Below are 20,733 nucleotides of genomic sequence, written 5' to 3'. Positions count from 1 at the left end.
GGGCCCCTCGGGGCGCCTCGCTACGATCGACGAGAAGGGACACCGTGACCACCACCTCCTCCGCACCATCCACCGCCCGTCCGGGGCTGTCCGACGACGACGCCCGCCGTCTGCGCGCGGACTTCCCCTTGCTGCAGCAGGACGTCAACGGCGAGCCGCTCGCCTACCTCGACTCGGGGGCGACCGCACAGCGACCGGCCGCCGTGCTCGACGCCGAGCGCCGCTTCCTCGAGACGACCAACTCGGCCGTGCACCGGGGCGCACACACGCTCGCCGCCTCGTCGACCGAAGCCTACGAAGAGGCGCGCGAGACGGTCGCCCGCTTCGTCGGTGCCGACGTCGACGAGATCGTGTGGACCTCGAACGCGACCGACGCGCTCAACCTCGTGGCGTACGGCCTCGCGAACGCCACGCACGGCCGGGGTGGCGAGGCCGCGCGACGCTTCGCCCTCGCGCCCGGTGACGAGATCGTCGTCACTGAGGCCGAGCACCACGCGAACCTCGTCCCGTGGCAGGAACTCGCCGCGACGACGGGCGCCACGCTGCGTTTCGTGCCCGTCCGCGACGACGGCACCTGGACCACCGCCGACGCGGCGTCCGTGATCGGACCCCGCACGCGCCTCCTCGCCTTCGCCCACGTCTCGAACGTCACCGGCTTCGTCGCACCCGTCGCCGAGCTCGTGGCGTCGGCGCACGCCGTCGGCGCCCTCGTCGTCCTCGACGCCTGCCAGTCGGCGCCGCACCGCCCCGTCGACCTGCACGGCCTCGACGTCGACTTCGCCGCGTTCTCGGGCCACAAGATGTTGGGGCCCACGGGCATCGGCGTGCTCTACGGGAAGGCCGAGCTGCTGAACGCCCTGCCGCCCTTCCGCACCGGCGGCTCGATGATCACGACGGTCACGATGGAGGGCGCCGAGTACCTCCCCGCCCCGCAGCGCTTCGAGGCCGGCACGCAGCCCGTGTCGCAGGCCGTGGCCCTCGCCGAGGCCGTCCGCTATCTCGACGCCGTCGGCATGGACCGCGTGCGCGAGCACGAAGAGGCCCTGGCCGACCTGCTCGTCCGCGGTCTCGAGGCGATCGATGGCGTCACGGTCGTGGGCCCGCCCGCGGGGGTGCCGCGATCGGGACTCGCCAGCTTCGTCGTCGACGGGGTGCACGCCCACGACGTCGGCCAGTTCCTCGACGCCCGGGGAATCGCCGTGCGCGTCGGCCACCACTGCGCCCAACCGCTGCACCGGCGCCTCGGGGTGACGGCCACGACGCGGGCCAGCACCTACCTGTACTCGTCGAGCGACGAGGTCGACCGGCTGGTCGCCGGGGTCGCCGAGGTCCGCGACTACTTCGGCGTCGCGGGCCCGGCGGTTCCCGACGAGAAAACCGAGGAGGCGCGGTGAGCGCCGCCCTCGACGGCCTGTACCAGCAGGTCATCCTCGATCACGCCAAGGCGCGCCACGGCGACGGCGAGCTGCCCGGGGCCGACGCGCAGCACCACGAACGCAACCCGACCTGCGGTGACGAGATCACCGTCCGCGTCGCCCTCGAGCCCGGCACCGACCGAATCGCCGACCTGCGCTGGCAGGGCGCGGGCTGCAGCATCTCGATGGCCTCGGCCTCGGTCTTGGCCCAGCTGGCACCGGGCCGGACGCTGTCCGAGCTCGACGCCCTCGTGGGGGAGTTCCGCGAGATGATGCGGTCCCGTGGTGCCGGCGAGCCCGACGACGAGGTGCTCGGCGACGCCGTCGTGTTCCACGGGGTCTCGAAGTTCGTCATGAGGGTCAAGTGCGGCATGCTCGCCTGGGTCGCGGCCGAGGCCTGTTCGACCGAGCTGCGCACCGTCTGAACCGTCCGCGGCCGCGTCGTCCGTCGGGGCGGTCCCGGCCGGACGATGGTCGGTCGACGGCTAAAGTGGTCCCCGCCCCTCGACGATAGGAACCACCGCCGTGTCCGACCAGACCGACCTCGACCCGACCGCCTCCTCAGCCCCGTCCGGCCTCTCGGCCGTCGAGGCCACCGAGACGACGACCGGCTTCGACCTGTTCACCGACAAGGCGGTCGTGGCCGTCCGCGTGGCCGGCGAGCTGCGCGACCTGGCGACCGAGCTGCAGGCCGGCGACGTCGCCGAGCCGGTCACGATCGACTCACCCGACGGCCTGGCGATCCTGCGGCACTCGGCGGCGCACGTCATGGCCCAGGCCGTGCAGCAGATCAACCCGGAGGCGAAACTCGGCATCGGGCCGCCCGTCACCGACGGCTTCTACTACGACTTCGACGTCGCGGAGCCCTTCACCCCCGACGACCTCAAGGCCATCGAGAAGGGCATGGAGCGCATCATCCGTCAGGGCCAGCGCTTCCGTCGGCGCGTCGTGACCGAAGACGAGGCCCGCGACCTGCTCGCCCACGAACCGTTCAAGCTCGAGCTGATCGGACTCAAGGGCGGGTCGGCCGACGACCTCGGCGCCGACGGCGAGTCGGTCGAGGTCGGCGGGGCTGAGCTAACGGTCTACGACAACCTCGACCCGAAGACCGGCGAAGTCGTGTGGTTCGACCTCTGCCGCGGTCCCCACGTACCCAGCACGCGCCTCCTCGGCAACGCCACGAAGCTGATGCGCGTGGCGGCCGCCTACTGGCGCGGGTCCGAGAAGAACCCCCAGCTGCAGCGGATCTACGGCACGGCGTGGCCCACCAAGGACGACCTGCGCGCCTACCAGGCCCGGCTCGAAGAGGCCGCCAAGCGCGACCACCGCAAGCTCGGTGCCGAGCTCGACCTCTTCTCGTTCCCCGACGAGATCGGCTCGGGGCTCGCGATCTTCCACCCCAAGGGCGGCATCATCCGTCGCCAGATGGAGGACTACTCGCGCGAGCGCCACGAGAAGGCCGGCTACGAGTTCGTCTACACGCCGCACATCACCAAGGCGGCCCTGTTCGAAACCTCGGGCCACCTGGGCTGGTACAAGGACGGCATGTTCCCGGCGATGCACCTCGACGAGGCCCGCAACGACGAGGGTGAGATCACGCGTCAGGGCGCGGACTACTACCTCAAGCCGATGAACTGCCCCATGCACATCCTGGCGTACCGCTCGTCGGCCAAGTCGTACCGCGACCTGCCGCAGCGTCTGTTCGAGTTCGGGACGGTGTACCGCAACGAGAAGTCGGGCGTCATCCACGGCCTGACCCGCGTGCGGGGCATGACCCAGGACGACGCGCACATCTTCACCACCCGTGACGACATGGCGGCCGAGCTCAAGGGCACGCTCGACTTCGTCCTCAGCCTGCTGCGCGACTACGGCCTTGACGACTTCTACCTCGAGCTCTCCACGAAGGACCCCGAGAAGTACGTGGGCGACGACGCCACCTGGGACGAGGCGACGGCGACCCTGCGACAGGTCGCGGAAGAGACCGGCCTCGAACTCGTGCCCGACCCGGCCGGGGCGGCGTTCTACGGGCCGAAGATCTCGGTCCAGGCGCGCGACGCGATCGGGCGCACCTGGCAGATGTCGACGGTCCAGCTCGACTTCAACCTGCCCGAGCGCTTCGACCTCGAGTACACGGCGGCCGACGGGTCGCGTCAGCGACCGGTGATGATCCACCGTGCGCTGTTCGGCTCAATCGAGCGTTTCTTCGGCGTGCTCACCGAGCACTACGCGGGTGCGTTCCCGGTCTGGCTGGCACCCGTCCAGGTCGTGGCGATCCCCGTCGCCGACGAGTACGGCGACTACCTCGACGGGGTCGTGGCGCGCCTGCGCGAGGTCGGTGTTCGGGCCCAGGTCGACCACAGCGACGACCGCATGCCGAAGAAGATCCGCACGCACACCAAGGCCAAGGTGCCGTTCCAGCTGATCGCCGGCGAGGACGACCGTGCGGCCGGTGCCGTCAGCTTCCGCTACCGCGACGGCTCGCAGGAGAACGGCGTGCCGCTCGACGAGGCGATCGCGAAGATCGTCGCGGCCATCGAGACCAAGGCCCAGGTCTGAACGTGGGCGCCGACGGGACCACGGCCGAGTCCTCCTCCGACTTCGCCGCGGTCCCCGACGCCTTCCAGCGACTCTGGACGCCCCACCGCGCCGTCTACGTCGAGGCGGGCCAGGACGCCCACGACGACTCCTGCCCGTTCTGCAGTGCGCCGTCGAGGTCCGACGACGAGGCCCTCATCGTGGCGAGGGGCGAACACGCCTACGTGCTGCTCAACCTCTACCCCTACAACCCCGGCCACCTGTTGGTCTGCCCGTACCGGCACGTCTCGACCTACGACCTCGCGACCACCGACGAGGTGGCCGAGATCGCGTCGCTGACCCAGACAGCCATGCGGGTCCTCACCCTGGTGTCGCACGCGCAGGGTTTCAACATCGGCATGAACCAGGGGCAGGTCGGCGGAGCCGGCATCGCCGCCCACCTGCACCAGCACGTGGTGCCACGCTACGGCGGCGACTCGAACTTCTTCCCGATCATCGCGCAGACGAAGGCCGTCACGCAGTTGCTGGGCGACGTCCGCGTCGCGGTCGCCGAGGCCTGGCCGACCGGAGGCGCCGGTCCTGTCCCGGCGGCGTCACCCGACCGCTGATCGGGCCTAAGATAGGGGCCATCATGAGCGACACGACCCCTGCCTCCAGCCAGTCCTCCACCACCGGTTCGAGCCGCGTCAAGCGCGGTCTCGCCGAGATGCTCAAGGGCGGCGTCATCATGGACGTCGTCAACGTGGAGCAGGCGAAGATCGCCGAAGACGCCGGAGCGGTCGCCGTCATGGCCCTCGAGCGCGTCCCCGCCGACATCCGGTCGCAGGGCGGGGTCGCCCGCATGAGCGACCCCGACATGATCGACGAGATCGTCGCCGCCGTGTCGATCCCCGTCATGGCCAAGGCCCGCATCGGCCACTTCGTCGAGGCGCAGATCCTGCAGACGCTCGGCGTCGACTACATCGACGAGTCCGAGGTCCTCAGCCCGGCCGACTACGTCAACCACATCGACAAGTGGAACTTCACCGTCCCCTTCGTCTGCGGGGCCACCAACCTGGGCGAGGCGCTGCGCCGCATCACCGAAGGTGCGGCCATGATCCGTTCCAAGGGCGAAGCCGGCACGGGTGACGTGTCCGAGGCGACCAAGCACATCCGCACGATCTCAAAAGAGATCGCCCAGCTGCGGGGCCTCAAGGCCGACGAGCTCTACGTCGCCGCCAAAGAGCTGCAGGCTCCGTTCGAGCTCGTGAAAGAGATCGCCGAGACCGGCAAGCTGCCCGTCGTCCTCTTCACCGCCGGTGGCGTCGCGACGCCGGCAGACGCGGCGCTCATGATGCAGCTCGGCGCCGACGGTGTCTTCGTCGGTTCGGGCATCTTCAAGTCGGGCAACCCAGCCGACCGTGCCAAGGCGATCGTCAAGGCCACCACCTTCTTCGACGACCCCCAGGTCGTGGCCGATGCCTCGCGCGGTCTCGGCGAGGCGATGGTCGGCATCAACGTCCCCGACCTGCCCGCACCCCACCGCCTCGCCGAGCGCGGCTGGTGACCGCAGGGGTCGATCGTCGGTGATGACCACCGCACGAACGCCTCGGGTCGGCGTCCTGGCCCTGCAGGGTGACTTCCGTGAGCACCTGGGCGTCCTCACCTCGCTCGGGGCCGAGGCCGTACCCGTCCGCCGCGCGTCCGAGCTCGACGAGATCGACGGCCTGGTGATCCCGGGTGGCGAATCCAGCGTGATGGACAAGCTGTCGCGCATGTTCGACCTCGACGAGCCGCTCCGGCGTGCCATCGGGTCGGGGTTGCCCGTCTACGGCACCTGTGCCGGCCTCATCATGCTCGCCGACCGCATCGTCGACGGCATCCCGGGGCAGCGGAGCCTCGGGGGCCTGGACGTCTCGGTGCGGCGCAACGCCTTCGGCTCGCAGACCGACTCGTTCGAGACCGACGTCGACGTCCCCGTGCTCGACGGTCCGCCGGTGCACGCCGTGTTCATCCGAGCCCCGGTGGTCGACCAGGTCGGGCCGGCCGCGACGGCCATCGGCGTCCTCGACGACGGCCGGGTCGTCGCCGTCGAGCAGGGCCCCTTGATGGGCACCTCGTTCCACCCCGAGGTCACCGACGACCTCCGGTTCCACGCGCGGTTCCTCGACAAGGCCCGTGCGCGGGCGTCGCGGTAGACTCGTCGCGATCCACGTCAGCATCTGAAGGAGCACCGTGTCCGGGCATTCCAAGTGGGCAACGACCAAGCACAAGAAGGCCGTCATCGACAGCCGCCGTGCCAAGTCGTTCGCCAAGCTCATCAAGAACATCGAGGTCGCGGCCAAGCAGGGCGGTGCCGACATGTCCGGCAACCCCACGCTGGTCGACGCCGTCCAGAAGGCCAAGAAGACCTCGGTCCCCAACGACAACATCGACCGCGCCATCAAGCGCGGCGCGGGTCTCAGCGGCGAGAGCGTCGACTACCAGACCATCATGTACGAGGGCTACGGTCCGAACGGCGTGGCTCTGTTGATCGAGTGCCTCACCGACAACAAGAACCGCGCGGCCGCCAACGTCCGCACGGTGATGTCCCGCAACGGCGGCACCATGGCCGACCCCGGCAGTGTGGCCTACAACTTCAGCCGCAAGGGCGTCATCGCCGTCATGAAGACCGACGACCTCACCGAGGACGACGTCCTCACGGCCGTCCTCGACGCCGGGGCCGAAGAGGTCACCGACCGCGGTGAGGGCTTCGAGATCGTGACCGAGGCGTCCGACCTGGTCCCGGCCCGCTCGGCCCTGCAGGACGCCGGCATCGACTACGACTCGGCCGACATCGAGTTCGTTCCCGGGCTCAAGATCGAGGTCGACCTCGAGACGGCCCGCAAGGTGTTCCGGCTCATCGACGCCCTCGACGACGACGACGACGTGCAGAACGTCTACGCGAACCACGACGTCCCCGCCGACGTGCAGGCCGCGCTCGACGACGAAGAATAGGTCGCCTCGGTGACGCTCCGGGTGCTCGGCATCGACCCCGGGCTCACCCGGTGCGGGGTCGGGGTCGTCGAGGTCGACGCCCAACGACGCGCGACCCTCGTCGACGTCCAGGTCATCCGCACGGCCCCCGACCTCGCCCTCGAACTGCGCCTCCTCGCCCTCGGTCGTGGTCTCGACGCACTCATCGACGAGCACCGACCTGACGCCATGGCCATCGAGCGGGTCTTCGCCCAGCAGAACGTCCGCAGCGTCATGGGCGTCGCGCAGGTCAGCGGTCTCGCCCTTCGTGCCGCGGCCGAGCGCGACATCCCCGTCACGCTGCACACACCCTCCGAGGTCAAGGCGGCCGTGACCGGGTACGGGTCGGCCGACAAGAAGCAGGTCGGCACGATGGTCGCCCGGTTGCTCGGGCTCGCCGAGGCGCCCCGACCGGCGGACGCCGCAGACGCCCTGGCCCTTGCCATCTGCCATGCCTGGCGGGGCGCGCCCGTCGCGGCCCGCGCCTCCTCGGGGTCGCTGACGCCGGCCCAGCGAGCGTGGCGCGACGCCGAGAAGTCGGTGCGCACTCCTAGGCTGGGGGCATGATCTCGAGTGTCCGCGGTACCGTCTTGTCCGCGTCCGGCACGTCGGTCGTGGTCGAGGTCGGTGGCGTGGGCCTCCGGGTGTCGGTCACGCCACAACTCGCGTTGACGGTCCGCGTCGGCGAGCAAGCGCTCATGCACACGGCGTTGATCGTCCGCGAAGACGACCTCTCGCTCTTCGGGTTCGCCGACCGTGAAGAACTCGAGGTCTTCGACCTGCTGCGCAGCGTCACCGGCGTCGGACCGAAGTCGGCCCAGGGCGTCCTGTCGACGCTCACGCCCCACCAGGTCGCCACCGCCGTGGCCGACGACGACGATGCCGCCTTCCGCCGCGTCTCCGGCATCGGCCCCAAGACGGCCAAGCTGATCGTCCTGTCGTTGGCCGGCAAGCTCGACGTGGCACCGAGTGCACCGACCGTCACGGCCGCGTCGACGACCGCCGCCGACGTGCTCGTCGCGTTGGTCGGGCTCGGTTGGTCCGAGCGCGAAGCCCAGGCCGCCATCGACGCCGTCGTGGCCGACCGGGGTGATGCCGTCGCGGTCGCCGTGCCGCAGCTGCTGCGTGCGTCGCTCGGTCACCTGGGACCGCAGAAGTCCGCCGGGGCCCGCGCGTGACCGACGACGACCTGACTCGTCCCACGCTCGAATCCGAGGCCGAGCTGGCCTTCGAGGGGGCACTGCGGCCCACCTCGCTCGGCGAGTTCGTCGGCCAGACCAAGGTGCGGGGCCAGCTCGAGCTGCTGCTCAAGGCTGCGACGATGCAGGGCCGCACCCCCGACCACATCCTCCTCGCGGGGCCGCCAGGGCTCGGCAAGACGACCCTGGCCATGATCGTGGCCCACGAAGGGGCACGACCGTTGCGCATGTCGTCGGGTCCGGCGATCCAGCACGCGGGCGACCTCGCCGCCGTCCTCTCCGCACTCGTGCCGGGCGAGGTGCTCTTCATCGACGAGATCCACCGCATGGCGAGGCCGGCCGAAGAGATGCTGTACCTCGCGATGGAGGACTACCGCATCGACATCATGGTGGGCAAGGGGGCGGGCGCGACCAGCATCCCGCTCGAGCTGTCGCCCTTCACGCTCGTCGGCGCGACCACCCGCAGCGGACTGCTGCCGAACCCCCTGCGCGACCGTTTCGGATTCACGGCGCACCTCGAGTTCTACGACGAGGCCGAACTGACCGAGGTCCTCCGTCGGGCCGCCTCGCTGCTCGGCATCGTCATCGACGGTGCCGCCCTGGCCGAGATCGCCGGACGCTGCCGCGGCACGCCTCGCATCGCGAACCGCCTGCTCCGGCGTGTGCGCGACTACGCGCTCGTCCACGGACGGGACGCCGACCTGACGACCGTGCGCGAAGCGCTCGACCTCTACGACGTCGATTCGCTGGGGCTCGACCGCCTCGACCGAGAGGTCGTCCAGACGGTGCTGACGCGCTTCGGCGGCGGACCCGTCGGCCTCAACACGCTCGCGGTGTCGGTGGGCGAAGAGGCCGACACGATCGAGTCCGTCGTCGAGCCGTTCCTGGTCCGCGTCGGCCTGCTCACCCGCACGCCCCGGGGCCGCATCGCGACTCCCGAGGCCTGGCGGCACTTCGGCCTGACGCACGCCTCAGGGGCGCTCTTCGGCGATGACCTATAATTCCTGCAGGTCCGAGGCCGTCGCTCGCTGAAGCGAGTCCCGCTCGGCCCACACCCCCAACAGCGAAAGGGAGTTCCGCATGGATCCCGCAACCCTCATCATGGTCCTCCTCCTGGTGGTCCTCGTGTTCTTCATGTTCCGCAACAAGAAGAAGCGCGACCGTCAGCAGGCCGAACTGCAGAACAAGCTCGTCCCCGGCGTCGAGGTCATGCTGTCGTTCGGCGTGTACGGCACCGTCGTCTCCATCGACGACGAGAACAACGTGGCCGAGGTCGAGGTCTCGCCCGGCACGGTCCTCAAGGTCCACCGTCAGACCCTGGGCCGCGTCGTCGAACCGGTCATCGACGAGCCCGTCGCCGACGACGCCGACTCGCTGTCCGACGGCAGCACCGAGCACGACCGCGTCATCGGCGACGCGCCCGAGTTCGGTGAGCGCGCCACGTCCGCGCCGGTCGACTCGACCGTTACCAAGGACACCGACAACAAGGCCTGACCTGACGACCGTCCCGACCGCCTGGCGCGGTCGGGTCCGATCCACGGCGCGCGCTCCGGGTGGGCGCGCGCTCCCATGAGAAAGCAGAGTTCCTCCGTGGCACGCTCGACGCCGGTGAAGAAAGCAATACGATCCCTGACCTGGTTGTTGGTCATCATCGCCGGCCTCACGGCCCTGAACGGCACGGCCACGTTCCTCAACGACTCCGGTCGTGACGGCTGGTGGAACGGAGCCAGCTGGGTGCCCGAACTCGCCCTCGACCTGCAGGGCGGGACGCAGATCACCCTCGCGGCCCAGCTCCAGAGCGGTGAGACGGTGTCGTCCCAGCAGCTCGACCAGGCCGTCACGATCATCCGGCAGCGCATCGACTCGGCCGGCGTCTCGGAATCCGAGATCACCAAGCAGGGCACGCAGAACATCGTCGTCTCCATCCCGGGGCGGCCCGACAACGCGACCCTCGAGCGCATCGAGGCGTCGGCCAAGCTGACCTTCCGTCCCGTGCTCTACACCGAGGCCGTGTCGAACGCCGCGGTCGGCGGAGAGGGCGACAACGCCACGGCCAGCCCGAGCGCCACACCGTACACTCCCAACCCCGACCTCGAGAGCACGCCGACGGCGTCCCCGACGAACGCGTCCGACCTGTCCTGGATCACCCCTCAGCTCGCCGACCTCTACCAGAACTACGACTGCGCAGCCGAGAACGACCTGGCCACGGCCCGTGACGACGAGCCGCTCGTGACCTGCTCCACCGACGGCACGGCCAAGTACATCCTCGGTCCGGTCGAGGTGCAGGGCTCCGACATCAGCGATGCCACGAACGGCCTCGCCGCCGACTCGCAGGGCAACTCGACCAACACCTGGGCCGTCAACCTCGAGTTCGACGGTCAGGGCACCGACCGGTTCTCCGAGGTCACCTCGCGCCTCGTCTCGTTGCAGGCGCCGCAGAACCAGTTCGCCGTGACCCTCGACAACCAGGTCATCACGGCTCCCTCCGCCAACGCCGCCATCACCGACGGCAAGGCCCAGATCACGGGCCAGTTCACGCAGGACTCCTCGAAGACCCTCGCCGACCAGCTGAAGTTCGGCGCCCTGCCGTTGAGCTTCTCGGTGCAGAGCAACGAGACGATCACCGCGACCCTGGGGCAGACCCAGCTGGTCAGCGGTCTCATCGCCGGTCTCATCGGTCTGATCCTGGTCGTCATCTACTCGCTCATCCAGTACCGGGCCCTCGCGTTCGTGACGGTGCTGTCGCTCGTCATCGCCGCTGTCCTCACCTACCTCGTGATCGCCATCCTGTCCTGGCGCGAGGGTTACCGCCTCTCGCTCGCAGGGGTGACGGGTCTGATCGTGGCCATCGGCATCACGGCCGACTCCTTCATCGTCTACTTCGAACGCATCCGGGACGAGCTGCGCGACGGCCGCATCCTCGAGAGCGCCGTCGAATCGGGCTGGAAGCGCGCCATCCGCACCATCGTCGCCTCCGACACGGTCAACTTCCTGGCGGCCATCACGCTCTTCATCCTCGCCGTCGGCAACGTCAAGGGGTTCGCGCTCACCCTGGGCATCACCACGGTGATCGACCTCATCGTGGTCTCGCTGTTCACGCACCCCATGCTCCAACTGATCGCCCGGACGCGGTTCTTCGGCGAGGGGCACTCGTTCAGCGGGCTCAACCCCCGTGCCCTCGGCGCCGTCTACCGTGGGCGGGCGCAGTTCCGCACCCCGGCCGTCGTCGGCCGCAAGGGAGCGGGCGGCCGCGAAGCCGTCAAGCGTCAGACCATCGCCGAGCGCAAAGCCGCCGAGAAGAACACCGAGCGCGTCGACACGTCGACCGCCGGTGAAGGGAAGAAGGACTCCTGATGGCCAGTTTCTCGAAGTTCGGCAACGACCTCTACACCGGTGCCCGGTCGTACGACATCGTCGGCCACCGACGCCGCTGGTACTGGATCGCGGCCCTCGTCATCCTCATCTCGGTCACCGTCCCGTTCCTCCGCGGGGGCTTCCACTTCGGCATCGAGTTCACGGGCGGTTCGGAGTTCCAGATCGCACAGCCGGCCGAGCTGGACCAGGACGTCGCCTCGGCGACCGTCGACGAGGTCGTACCGGGGTCGAACCCCCGGGTCACCCAGGTGGGCACCGACACGATCCGCGTGCAGACCTCGCAGCTCGAGGCCGCCCAGACGAACGACGTGGCGGCAGCCCTGGCCACGGCGTACGACGTCCCCGACGACCGGGTCACCTCGTCGTTCATCGGTGCGTCGTGGGGTGCAGACATCACGAGCCAGGCCATCAAGGGGCTCGTGATCTTCCTGATCCTCGCCGCGATCGGCATGACGCTCTACTTCCGCACCTGGAAGATGTCGCTGGCGGCCATGGCCGCCCTGCTGCACGACCTCGTCCTGACCGCGGGCATCTACGGCATCGTCGGCTTCGAGGTCACCCCGGCGGCGGTCATCGGCTTCCTGACGATCCTCGGCTACTCGCTCTACGACACCGTGGTGGTTTTCGACAAGATCAGAGAGAACACGACCGAAGACGGCGAGGGTTCACGTCGCACGTTCGGGCAGTCCGTGAACCTGGCGATCAACCAGACGCTCGTCCGGTCCATCAACACGTCCGTGGTGGCGCTCCTCCCCGTCGCGGCCATCCTGTTCATCGGAGCGTTCGTCCTCGGTGCCGGCACGCTTCGCGACATCTCGCTGGCCTTGTTCATCGGCATCCTGGTCGGCACCTATTCGACGATCTTCATCGCCTCGCCTCTGTACGCCACGCTTCGCCTCCGCGAGCCCGACATCGCCAAGCGAGACGCCCGGAAGCTCGAGGCACAGAAGACCGAGCCGCTCACCGTCGACGAGACGGTGGGCGCATGATCGGCGACGACCGCCGACCCGAGATCGGGGCCGACGCTGCCATCGACGCCTTGGCCGAGGGCACCTACCTGCTCGACGTCCGAGAGCGACACGAGTGGGATGACGCGCACGCGCCCGGTGCGACCTTGATTCCGCTCTCGGAGCTGAACGATCGTGTGGACGAGGTCCCCACCGACCGCCCCGTCCTCGTCGTCTGCCACTCCGGCATGCGCTCGGCCCGCGCAACGGATGCCCTCCGCGGCGTCGGTGTGGACGCCCGGAACGTCGTCGGTGGGATGCTCGCCTGGCGCGACGCCGGCGGCGTGGTCGTGGCCGGGGACGATCACCCCGTGTCGTCGGCCGACTGACGGCCGACGGGTACCCTTGACCCCACGGAGTCCACGTCCGACCATGACGGCCGGTGGCGTCACTCCGACCCGAGAGAACGAGGTGCTGCCGTGACCGAGATCACCACACGGAACAACTCCGCACCGTCCGAGGTGCCCGGTGGTCAGAACACGGCCTCGTTGCGGACGCTCCTGCCCCGTCTCTTCTCTCGGAGCCAACCGGCGGGTGCCGTCGACCGGTTGATCAAGACGGTGCGCATGCACCACCCCAAGGCCGACATCGTCCTCATCGAGCGGGCGTACTCCGTCGCCGAGAAGGCCCACACGGGTCAACTCCGCAAGAGCGGCGAGCCCTACATCACCCACCCGGTCGCGGTGGCACAGATCCTCGCCGATCTGGGCATCGGTTCCAAGACCATCGCCGCCGCGCTCCTCCACGACACCGTCGAGGACACCGACTACACGCTGGCCATGCTGCAGCGCGATTTCGGTGACGAGATCGCGATGCTGGTCGACGGGGTCACCAAACTCGACAAACTCAAATACGGCGACAGCGCACAGGCCGAGACCGTCCGCAAGATGGTCGTCGCCATGTCGAAAGACATCCGGGTGCTCGTCATCAAGTTGGCCGACAGGCTCCACAACGCGCGCACCTGGGGCTTCGTCGAGTCGGCGTCGGCCACCCGCAAGGCCACCGAGACCCTCGAGATCTACGCCCCCCTGGCCCACCGACTCGGCATCCAGACCATCAAGTGGGAGCTCGAGGACCTCTCGTTCGCCGTGCTCCACCCCAAGCTCTACGTCGAGATCGACAACCTGGTCAAGCAGCGCACGCCGCAGCGCGAGCAGTTCGTCCAGAACGTCATCAATGCCGTCAAGTCCGACCTCAAGTCGACGAAGATCCGCGGCGACGTCATGGGTCGACCGAAGCAGTACTACTCGATCTACCAGAAGATGATCGTCCGGGGCCGCGAGTTCGACGAGATCTACGACCTCGTCGGCATCCGCATCCTCGTCAACTCGCTCCGGGACTGCTATGCCGTGTTGGGGTCGATCCATGCCCGGTGGAACCCCATCCCGGGCCGTTTCAAGGACTACATCGCGACGCCGAAGTTCAACCTGTACCAGTCGTTGCACACGACCGTGATCGGCCCCAAGGGGCGACCCGTCGAGATCCAGATCCGGACCCACGAGATGCACCAGCGGGCCGAGTTCGGTGTGGCCGCCCACTGGAAGTACAAGCAGCGCATGAACGGCGGGCGGGACGACCAGGGCGGGGCCAAGACCGAGACCGACATGGCCTGGCTCGCCCACATCTCGGACTGGCAGGCCGAGACCGCCGATCCCAGCGAGTTCCTCGACAGCCTCCGGTTCGAGATCGGCGCCAAAGAGGTCTACGTCTTCACGCCCCAGGGCAAGGTGATCGGCCTTCCGTCGGGTGCCACCCCGGTCGACTTCGCCTACGCGGTGCACACGGAGGTCGGCCACCGCACGATGGGCGCCAAGGTCAACGGGCGACTCGTGCCGCTCGAGAGCGTCCTGTCGAGCGGTGACGTCGTCGAGGTCTTCACCTCCAAGAACCCCGACTCGGGGCCGAGTCAGGACTGGCTCGCCTTCGTCAAGAGCCCCCGCGCCCGGAACAAGATCCGCCAGTGGTTCACGAAAGAACGCCGCGACGAGGCCATGGAACAGGGCAAGGACGCCATCGCCCGGGCCATGCGGAAGCAGAACCTGCCGCTGCAGAAGCTGATGACGCAGGACAGCATCGCCGAAGTCGCCGCCACGATGCGGTACGACGATGTGTCGAGCCTCTACGCCGCCGTCGGCGAGGGCCACATCTCCACCCAGTCCGTCATCGAGAAGATCCTGGCGGCGGTCCACACGCAGACCGAGGTCGACGAGGGCGAGTTCGAGTTCCCCAGCCAGGGTCGGGCGCGGCCGCTGCGCAACAGCGACTCGGGCGTCCTGGTCCGCGGGGCGCCTGACATCTTGGTGAAGCTCGCCAAATGCTGTACGCCGGTGCCCGGCGACCAGATCGTCGGATTCGTGACCCGGGGTCAGGGCGTCAGCGTCCACCAGGCCAACTGTCACAACGTCCAGGGTCTGCTGAAAGAGCCCGAACGGATGATCGAGGTCGAGTGGGCCCCGTCGTCGAAGAGCGTGTTCATGGTGCAGATCCAGATCGAAGCCCTCGATCGCAGCGGACTGCTGTCGGATGTGACCCGCGTGCTCTCGGAGCACCACGTGAACATCCTCTCCGCGACGGTGTCCACCTCCACCGAACGTCTCGCTCTCAGTCGGTTCGTGTTCGAGATGGGCGACACCACGCACCTCGACCGCGTCCTGAACGCGGTCCGACGCATCGACGCCGTGTACGACGTCTACAGGGTCAGCGCCGGCTGAGTCACGATCGTCGCCGTCCGACGGGGCGGATGTGCGTCGTCTCGAGGTGACTCGTCACCCATCTGGAGGTGAGCATCGGCCGCACAGACGACACCGAGGCGGTCGACCGTCCGCGCTCGGTGGGGGAGTCGTCCTCGTCGATCGAGGACGGCGACCGCATCGGCGGACACGACGCCCTGCCCAGTCGACACGTCGCGTGCGGCCGTCTCGTCCTCTGGCGTCCAGTCCTCGCGGCGAGCGAGGTCGACCACGGTCCGGGCCGGTGTCGTGACGGCCACACCGTGGACTGTGACGATCTCGTCGTCGTCGATGACCACCTGTCGGATCACCGAACCCCGGCCTCGATGTTTCACTCGCGCCGGCGACACCACGAGCCCGGAGTGGGGGAGTGGCGCCGGCCCTCGAGCTCCCCAGACCCAGGCGGCCGTCCGCTCGGCAGCGACGACTCCGGCCCCGAGGGCGAGCCCCACCGCGATGGCTCGTCCGACGTGGTCGTCGATCTCGGCGATGCTTCGCCACGAATCACCGACGGCGTAGACCTGGCCGTCGAGCGCAGCCGCACGGAGTTCGGTTTCGGGCAGGTCGTCGTCCGTCAGGACCAGGGGGAGTCGCGCAGGCATGTGCCCACCCTGGCCGACCCCGCTCACGACGACGAACCGCCCGACCCTCCCTGTGGAGAATCGGACGGTTCATGACGTCGGTGGGCGACCGGCCCGTGGCGGTCAACCGATGGCGTCGAGCCAGACCTTCCGGGCGTCGAGGGCCTCACGAGCCTCTTTGACCCGACGAGCGTCACCGCTCGCCTCGGCCGTCGCGAGCTCGTCCTCGAGCTTGCCGATGGCATCGTGCAGCTGGCTCGCGAGCCCCTGGGACCGTGCCTGACGCTCGGGGTTGTTCTTCTCCCAGAACTGCTCGTCGAGCTGGCGCACGTGGGATTCGACCTTGCGGAGGCGGTCCTCGACGAACCGGACCTGCTCACGCGGAACGCGACCGATCTCGTCCCACCGCAGCTGGATCGAGGTGAGCGCCTCTCGGGCCGGGACCCGATCCGTGACCGTCAAGATCTTCTCGGCCTCGGTGAGCAACTCGAGCTTCAGCTCGAGGTTGCCTTCGTACTCGGCAGCGTCCTGAGCGACGACCTCGGACTTGGCCGCGTAGAGCACGTCGCCTGCCCGCTTGAACTTCGCCCACAGGGCGTCGTCGTACTTCTTGCCGGCGCGTCCGGCACGCTTCCAGTCGTCGAGCAGCCCCCGGTAGGCGGGGATGCCGTCGACGCCCTTCGGCGCGAGGGCCTCGGCGGACTCGACGAGGGCCTGTTTGCGCTGACGGGCGTCACGGTGCGTGGCGTCGAGGTCGGCGTAGAAGGCCTTGCGGTGCTGGTCGATCGTCGTGCGCGCGGCACGGAAGCGCTTCCAGAGGTCGTTGCCCTCGCCCTTCGGGATGCGGGGACCGTCCTGCTGGTGCTTCTGCCAGCGGGCGAAGATGTCGTCGATGCTGGCCGTGACCTGCTTCCACTGCACGCGGGCGGGGTCCTGGGCGGCGAGGGTCTCGGCCTCGACGACGAGGGCGGTGCGATAGGCGACGGCTTCGGTCAGAGCCTTCTGCGCCTCGGCGCTCTGCTGCTGCGTGAGCTCGTCGACCGTCGAGTCGAGTGCCGAGACACGAGCACGGAGGGCCTCGAGGTCACCGACCGCGCTCGGTTCGACGAGTTGCTCACGCAGGTGGGTGACGGTCTTGACGACGTCGCCCGCCGATGCGCCGCGCTTGATCCGCTGCTCGAGCAACGTCACCTGCCCGGCGAGCTCGACGAACTTGCGCTCGTAGTACGCGAGAGCCTCGTCAGGCGTCGCGTCCGGGTACTGCCCCACCGCGCGTTCGCCGTCGCCCTCGCGGACGTAGACCGTGCCGTCGTCGTCGACGCGGCCCCAGGGTGCCTGATCGTCAGTAGCCACTTTTATCCCTTGCTGAAAGTGCTCGTCGCGGAACCAGGACAGGCCACCGCGATGGGTGCCCAGCCTATTGCACGGCGGGCCGCGGCGGACTACTCGATCGTGGCGCCCGTGATCGTGGTCGCCACGACGGGGGCACCGTCGGTTTCGCTCGACCCGGGTGTGAGGCCCGCGTCCGTGATCTGGGCCTCGAGCTGGTCGAGTCCGCTCGTGACCTGTCCGACCACGGTGTAGCCGCCCGTCGAGCCGTCGAGGGTCGTGTCTCCGTAGGTAATGAAGAACTGCGTCGACTGCGAGTACGGGTCGGTGCTGCGAGCCATGGCGATCGTCCCGGTCGGGTACACGCCGTCCGTGGGGACGTTCTCGAGCGGGCCGAACGTGAAGCCGGCGTCGCCCGTCCCGTCGCCGTTGGCAGAGCCGCACTGGACGAACTTCGCCGTCGCGGCATCGCTCATGCGGTGGCAGGTCGTGCCCGTGTAGAAGCCCTTCTGGATGAGGTCGATGACGACGCTCGCCGCCTGGGGGGCCTTCGCCCCGTCCAGTTCGATCCCGAGGTCGACGCCGTCGTTCAGCGTCAGCCCTCCGGTCCAGGTGCGGCCCTCGGCGATCGACTCGTTGGGAACGTCGCCGACGTTCTCGCCTGCGGCGGGGGTCGAGGAGGGGCTGGGCACGTCCGAAGGAGTCGCCATGGGGGCACCGGGCCCACTCGTCGACCAGAAGACCTGCGACACGGCCGCGAGTCCGACCACGACCACGACGGCGGTCACGGCGAGGACGTTGTCCCGACGACGCCGGGCGACCTGCGTGGCGTGCACCTGCTGACGAGCGGTGTACCTGCGGAGCCGGTCTCGGTTCTCACGGTCCGGGTTCTTGCTCGGTGCCACGGGTCCTCCAGCTCGGTGATGTCCAGCCTGCACTGTATCGGAGGGCCGGTCTAGCATGGGTCACCATGAGCCCGCTCCCGCAGAGCTCGACCCCTCTCGCGGTCCGCATGCGTCCCACCACCCTCGACGAGGTCGCCGGCCAACGGCACCTGCTGCGGCCCGGCTCGCCTCTGGTCACCCTGGCGTCCGACACGGGTGCCGACCAAGGTGCGGTCTCCGTCATCCTCTGGGGCCCGCCGGGCACGGGCAAGACGACCCTCGCGCAAGCCATCGCACGCAGCTCAGGGCGACAGTTCATCGAGCTGTCCGCCGTGACCGCCGGCGTCAAGGACGTCCGACAGGTGATGGAGAAGGCGCTGTCGAACCGCGACCTCTACGGCACGACGACGGTGCTCTTCCTCGACGAGATCCATCGCTTCACCAAGGCGCAGCAGGACGCTCTCTTGCCGGGCGTCGAGAACGGCTGGGTCATCCTCATCGCCGCCACGACCGAGAACCCCTCGTTCTCCGTCATCACGCCGTTGTTGTCCCGCTCGCTGCTGCTGACGCTCGAACAGCTCAGCGACGACGACCTGGCCCAGCTGGTGCAACGAGCGGTCGTCGACCCCCGCGGTCTCGACGGAGCCGTCCGGCTCGACGACGAGGCCCTGGCCACGATCGTCCGGCTGGCCTCGGGCGATGCACGACGTGCGCTCACGGCGCTCGAGGCGTCCGCCCAGTCGGCGTGGGCCACGAAGCTCGAGGCCGACGCGGTGCCGACCGCCACGCCCGACGACGCGGCCGACGCCGACTTCGACCCCGACGCCGAGTACGACGAGACCGATCCCGACGACGACCGCCCGGCGATCACGTCGGAGATCGTCGCCCAGTCGGTCGACCGCGCCCTGCTGCGGTACGACCGCAACGGGGACGAGCACTACGACGTCATCAGCGCCTTCATCAAGTCGATCCGGGGGTCCGACGTCGACGCGGCGCTCCACTACCTCGCCCGGATGATCGAGGCGGGCGAGGACCCGCGCTTCATCTGCCGACGGATCATCGTGTCGGCCGGCGAGGACATCGGCATGGCGGACCCGAACGCGCTGACCGTGGCGGTCTCGGCCGCGACCGCCGTGCAGATGATCGGCATGCCCGAGGGCCGGATACCCATGGCCGAGGCCGTCGTCTACCTGGCGACCGCGCCCAAGTCGAACCGGTCCTACTCCGCGCTCGACGCCGCCATCGCCGACGTCCGGGCCGGCAAGGCGGGCCGAGTGCCCAAGCACCTGCGCGACGCCCATTACCCCGGGGCCAGACGCCTCGGGCACGGGAAGGGCTACCGTTACGCCCACGACTCCGAGTTCGGGGTGGTCGAGCAGCAGTACCTCCCCGACGAACTCGTCGGCCACGAGTACTACGACCCCACCGCCAACGGCAACGAGCGCGACGTGGCGGCGCGCCTCGAGAAGCTGCGCCGCATCACGCGGGGGCACTGACGACACGATCGACCCGCTGCTCGCATCCGTGCCCGGGCTCCTGTATGCTCGGGGGGTTGCCTGTTCTCGGGCGTCGACGCGCGGCTGCTGACGACGACCCGATCAAGGTGCGACGACCTGTAGCCGGTCGCCACCGCGGCACTCACCCCTCTTGTTACGCCGCTCGGCGCTCGCGCGCTGGGGCGGTCCATGACGAACCACCGACAAGAAAAAGGAACAAGTGTCCACCAAGTCACGTACCCGCAGCAAGACCCGTCTCTCGCGTGCCCTCGGCATCGCGCTGACCCCGAAGGCCGCTCGTTACCTCGAGAAGCGCCCTTACGCTCCCGGTGAGCACGGTCGCACCAAGCGCAAGACCGACAGCGACTACGCCGTCCGCCTGCGCGAGAAGCAGCGCCTGCGCGCCCAGTACGGCATCCGCGAGGCCCAGCTCAAGATCGTCTTCAACGAGGCACGCAAGGCCTCGGGCCTGACCGGTGAGAACCTGGTCGAGCTCCTCGAGACCCGTCTCGACGCCCTCGTCCTGCGTGCCGGCTTCGCCCGCACGACGGCCCAGGCCCGTCAGATGGTCGTGCACCGTCACATCCTCGTCGACGGCAAGCTCGTCGACCGTCCCTCGTTCCGCGTCAAGCCGGGTCAGATGATCCACGTGAAAGAGCGCAGCGAGAAGACCGAGCCCTTCCAGGTCGCCGCGGCCGGCGGTCACGTCGACCTGCTGCCCAAGGTGCCCGGATACCTCGAGGTCGAGATCGACAAGCTGCAGGCCCGCCTCGTGCGCCGCCCGAAGCGCGTCGAGGTCCCGGTGACCTGCGAGGTCCAGCTCGTCGTCGAGTACTACGCCGCGCGCTAGAACTCGTCACCCCGTCAGGAGCGGGCCACGGTCGTGGCCCGCTCCTTTCGCGTTCCCGGGGCCGGGTAAGCTGACGTGTCGTCGCGCTCGCACGTCGCGACACCAGCCCCAAGAGGAGTCCCCGTGAAGAGCCTGTTCCTGCTCGCCGTCGGTGTCGTCGGCGGTTTCGCCGTCGCCCACCAGTTCAACAAGACACCTCGGGGTCAGCAGTTCTTCGGCGGCCTCGACGGCAACGTGAAGTCGTTCCGCGCCGCCGTGGTCGACGGCTATAAGGCCCGCGAGGCCGAACTGCGCACCGACCGCGACGAGTCCTGAGCGCCCGGCCGCGCCTCCTCGTCC

Annotated in this window: 21 protein-coding genes; 18 read left to right on the top strand and 3 right to left on the bottom strand. The window is 69.1% G+C overall.

From position 1 onward, the window contains the following. Positions 1-44 precede the first annotated feature (44 nt). From SJY14_RS09835 to SJY14_RS09765, 15 genes are all read left to right on the top strand, one after another. Positions 45-1,394: an aminotransferase class V-fold PLP-dependent enzyme gene (locus SJY14_RS09835; protein WP_369825254.1), complete on the top strand. Its 1,350-nt coding sequence runs from the start codon at positions 45-47 to the stop codon at positions 1,392-1,394. Beyond that, on the top strand, positions 1,391-1,840 hold the full coding sequence (sufU, locus tag SJY14_RS09830; RefSeq protein ID WP_396598783.1) for a Fe-S cluster assembly sulfur transfer protein SufU: 450 nt from the start codon (positions 1,391-1,393) through the stop codon (positions 1,838-1,840). The genes SJY14_RS09835 and sufU overlap by 4 nt, the downstream gene beginning before the upstream one ends. 193 nt (positions 1,841-2,033) lie before the next feature. Further along, entirely contained in the window at positions 2,034-3,971 is a 1,938-nt protein-coding gene (gene thrS, locus SJY14_RS09825; RefSeq protein ID WP_071254592.1) for a threonine--tRNA ligase, read from the top strand. A 2-nt stretch (positions 3,972-3,973) separates the two neighbouring features. Continuing rightward, the gene (locus SJY14_RS09820; RefSeq protein ID WP_255364100.1) at positions 3,974-4,558 is read left to right on the top strand and encodes an HIT domain-containing protein; all 585 of its coding nucleotides are present in this window, start codon (positions 3,974-3,976) and stop codon (positions 4,556-4,558) included. 23 nt (positions 4,559-4,581) lie between these two features. Beyond that, positions 4,582-5,496: a pyridoxal 5'-phosphate synthase lyase subunit PdxS gene (pdxS, locus tag SJY14_RS09815; protein WP_043592715.1), complete on the top strand. Its 915-nt coding sequence runs from the start codon at positions 4,582-4,584 to the stop codon at positions 5,494-5,496. A gap of 22 nt (positions 5,497-5,518) precedes the next feature. Continuing rightward, a complete protein-coding gene (gene pdxT, locus SJY14_RS09810) occupies positions 5,519-6,127 on the top strand; it encodes a pyridoxal 5'-phosphate synthase glutaminase subunit PdxT (RefSeq protein WP_071253432.1) in 609 nt (202 codons plus the stop codon). A 37-nt stretch (positions 6,128-6,164) separates the two neighbouring features. Next, a complete protein-coding gene (locus tag SJY14_RS09805) occupies positions 6,165-6,926 on the top strand; it encodes a YebC/PmpR family DNA-binding transcriptional regulator (protein ID WP_071253429.1) in 762 nt (253 codons plus the stop codon). 9 nt (positions 6,927-6,935) lie between these two features. Further along, positions 6,936-7,511 carry a crossover junction endodeoxyribonuclease RuvC gene (gene ruvC, locus SJY14_RS09800; RefSeq protein WP_071253427.1) on the top strand — a complete coding sequence of 192 codons (576 nt, stop codon included), beginning with the start codon at positions 6,936-6,938 and terminating at the stop codon, positions 7,509-7,511. Next, positions 7,508-8,122, top strand: coding sequence for a Holliday junction branch migration protein RuvA (gene ruvA, locus SJY14_RS09795; protein WP_071253425.1), 615 nt, complete (start codon positions 7,508-7,510; stop codon positions 8,120-8,122). Before ruvC ends, ruvA begins: the two co-directional genes overlap by 4 nt. Then, positions 8,119-9,144, top strand: a complete 1,026-nt coding sequence (ruvB, locus tag SJY14_RS09790; RefSeq protein WP_071253423.1) for a Holliday junction branch migration DNA helicase RuvB — start codon at positions 8,119-8,121, stop codon at positions 9,142-9,144. Before ruvA ends, ruvB begins: the two co-directional genes overlap by 4 nt. 79 nt (positions 9,145-9,223) lie before the next feature. Then, complete coding sequence (gene yajC, locus SJY14_RS09785; RefSeq protein WP_071253422.1) at positions 9,224-9,637, top strand: preprotein translocase subunit YajC; 414 nt, start codon at positions 9,224-9,226, stop codon at positions 9,635-9,637. Positions 9,638-9,733: 96 nt separating this feature from the next. After that, positions 9,734-11,497 (top strand): protein translocase subunit SecD, encoded by a 1,764-nt coding sequence (secD, locus tag SJY14_RS09780; RefSeq protein ID WP_071253420.1) that lies wholly within the window; start codon positions 9,734-9,736, stop codon positions 11,495-11,497. Beyond that, on the top strand, positions 11,497-12,507 hold the full coding sequence (gene secF / locus SJY14_RS09775) for a protein translocase subunit SecF (RefSeq protein WP_071253419.1): 1,011 nt from the start codon (positions 11,497-11,499) through the stop codon (positions 12,505-12,507). Before secD ends, secF begins: the two co-directional genes overlap by 1 nt. Beyond that, the gene (locus tag SJY14_RS09770; protein ID WP_071253418.1) at positions 12,504-12,854 is read left to right on the top strand and encodes a rhodanese-like domain-containing protein; all 351 of its coding nucleotides are present in this window, start codon (positions 12,504-12,506) and stop codon (positions 12,852-12,854) included. Before secF ends, SJY14_RS09770 begins: the two co-directional genes overlap by 4 nt. Positions 12,855-13,091: 237 nt before the next feature. Continuing rightward, entirely contained in the window at positions 13,092-15,236 is a 2,145-nt protein-coding gene (locus tag SJY14_RS09765) for a bifunctional (p)ppGpp synthetase/guanosine-3',5'-bis(diphosphate) 3'-pyrophosphohydrolase (RefSeq protein WP_231567017.1), read from the top strand. Here the strand turns inward: SJY14_RS09765 and SJY14_RS09760 are convergent. The 3 genes from SJY14_RS09760 to SJY14_RS09750 form a co-directional block, all read right to left on the bottom strand. Continuing rightward, the gene (locus tag SJY14_RS09760; protein ID WP_071253417.1) at positions 15,215-15,856 is read right to left on the bottom strand and encodes a type IV toxin-antitoxin system AbiEi family antitoxin; all 642 of its coding nucleotides are present in this window, start codon (positions 15,854-15,856) and stop codon (positions 15,215-15,217) included. The genes SJY14_RS09765 and SJY14_RS09760 overlap by 22 nt on opposite strands. Before the next feature lie 102 nt (positions 15,857-15,958). Beyond that, positions 15,959-17,188: a DUF349 domain-containing protein gene (locus tag SJY14_RS09755; RefSeq protein WP_071253416.1), complete on the bottom strand. Its 1,230-nt coding sequence runs from the start codon at positions 17,186-17,188 to the stop codon at positions 15,959-15,961. Positions 17,189-17,277: 89 nt separating this feature from the next. Next, entirely contained in the window at positions 17,278-18,069 is a 792-nt protein-coding gene (locus SJY14_RS09750) for a peptidylprolyl isomerase (RefSeq protein ID WP_071253413.1), read from the bottom strand. Positions 18,070-18,134: 65 nt separating this feature from the next. Between SJY14_RS09750 and SJY14_RS09745 the strand changes: the two genes are divergently transcribed. The 3 genes from SJY14_RS09745 (at position 18,135) to SJY14_RS09735 (ending at position 20,709) form a co-directional block, all read left to right on the top strand. After that, complete coding sequence (locus SJY14_RS09745) at positions 18,135-19,544, top strand: replication-associated recombination protein A (RefSeq protein WP_396598782.1); 1,410 nt, start codon at positions 18,135-18,137, stop codon at positions 19,542-19,544. A 220-nt stretch (positions 19,545-19,764) separates the two neighbouring features. Next, a complete protein-coding gene (gene rpsD, locus SJY14_RS09740) occupies positions 19,765-20,394 on the top strand; it encodes a 30S ribosomal protein S4 (RefSeq protein ID WP_043592736.1) in 630 nt (209 codons plus the stop codon). Positions 20,395-20,517: 123 nt separating this feature from the next. Continuing rightward, entirely contained in the window at positions 20,518-20,709 is a 192-nt protein-coding gene (locus SJY14_RS09735) for a hypothetical protein (protein ID WP_054146050.1), read from the top strand. The last annotated feature ends 24 nt before the right edge of the window (positions 20,710-20,733 follow it).

Source organism: Frigoribacterium sp. R86507 (genome assembly GCF_044597695.1).
Taxonomy (GTDB): Bacteria; Actinomycetota; Actinomycetes; order Actinomycetales; family Microbacteriaceae; genus Frigoribacterium.
The sequence above is the reverse complement of the archived record's forward strand: the minus strand, read 5'-3'. Positions and strand labels throughout refer to the sequence as shown.

Coding starts and splice junctions, on each gene's coding strand:
- secF (WP_071253419.1), top strand. CDS start 11,497: ATGGCCAGTTTCTCGAAGTTCGGCAACGACCTCTACACCGGTGCCCGG.
- ruvA (WP_071253425.1), top strand. CDS start 7,508: ATGATCTCGAGTGTCCGCGGTACCGTCTTGTCCGCGTCCGGCACGTCG.
- SJY14_RS09770 (WP_071253418.1), top strand. CDS start 12,504: ATGATCGGCGACGACCGCCGACCCGAGATCGGGGCCGACGCTGCCATC.
- SJY14_RS09745 (WP_396598782.1), top strand. CDS start 18,135: ATGAGCCCGCTCCCGCAGAGCTCGACCCCTCTCGCGGTCCGCATGCGT.
- yajC (WP_071253422.1), top strand. CDS start 9,224: ATGGATCCCGCAACCCTCATCATGGTCCTCCTCCTGGTGGTCCTCGTG.
- pdxS (WP_043592715.1), top strand. CDS start 4,582: ATGAGCGACACGACCCCTGCCTCCAGCCAGTCCTCCACCACCGGTTCG.
- SJY14_RS09760 (WP_071253417.1), bottom strand. CDS start 15,856: ATGCCTGCGCGACTCCCCCTGGTCCTGACGGACGACGACCTGCCCGAA.
- pdxT (WP_071253432.1), top strand. CDS start 5,519: ATGACCACCGCACGAACGCCTCGGGTCGGCGTCCTGGCCCTGCAGGGT.
- SJY14_RS09765 (WP_231567017.1), top strand. CDS start 13,092: ATGCACCACCCCAAGGCCGACATCGTCCTCATCGAGCGGGCGTACTCC.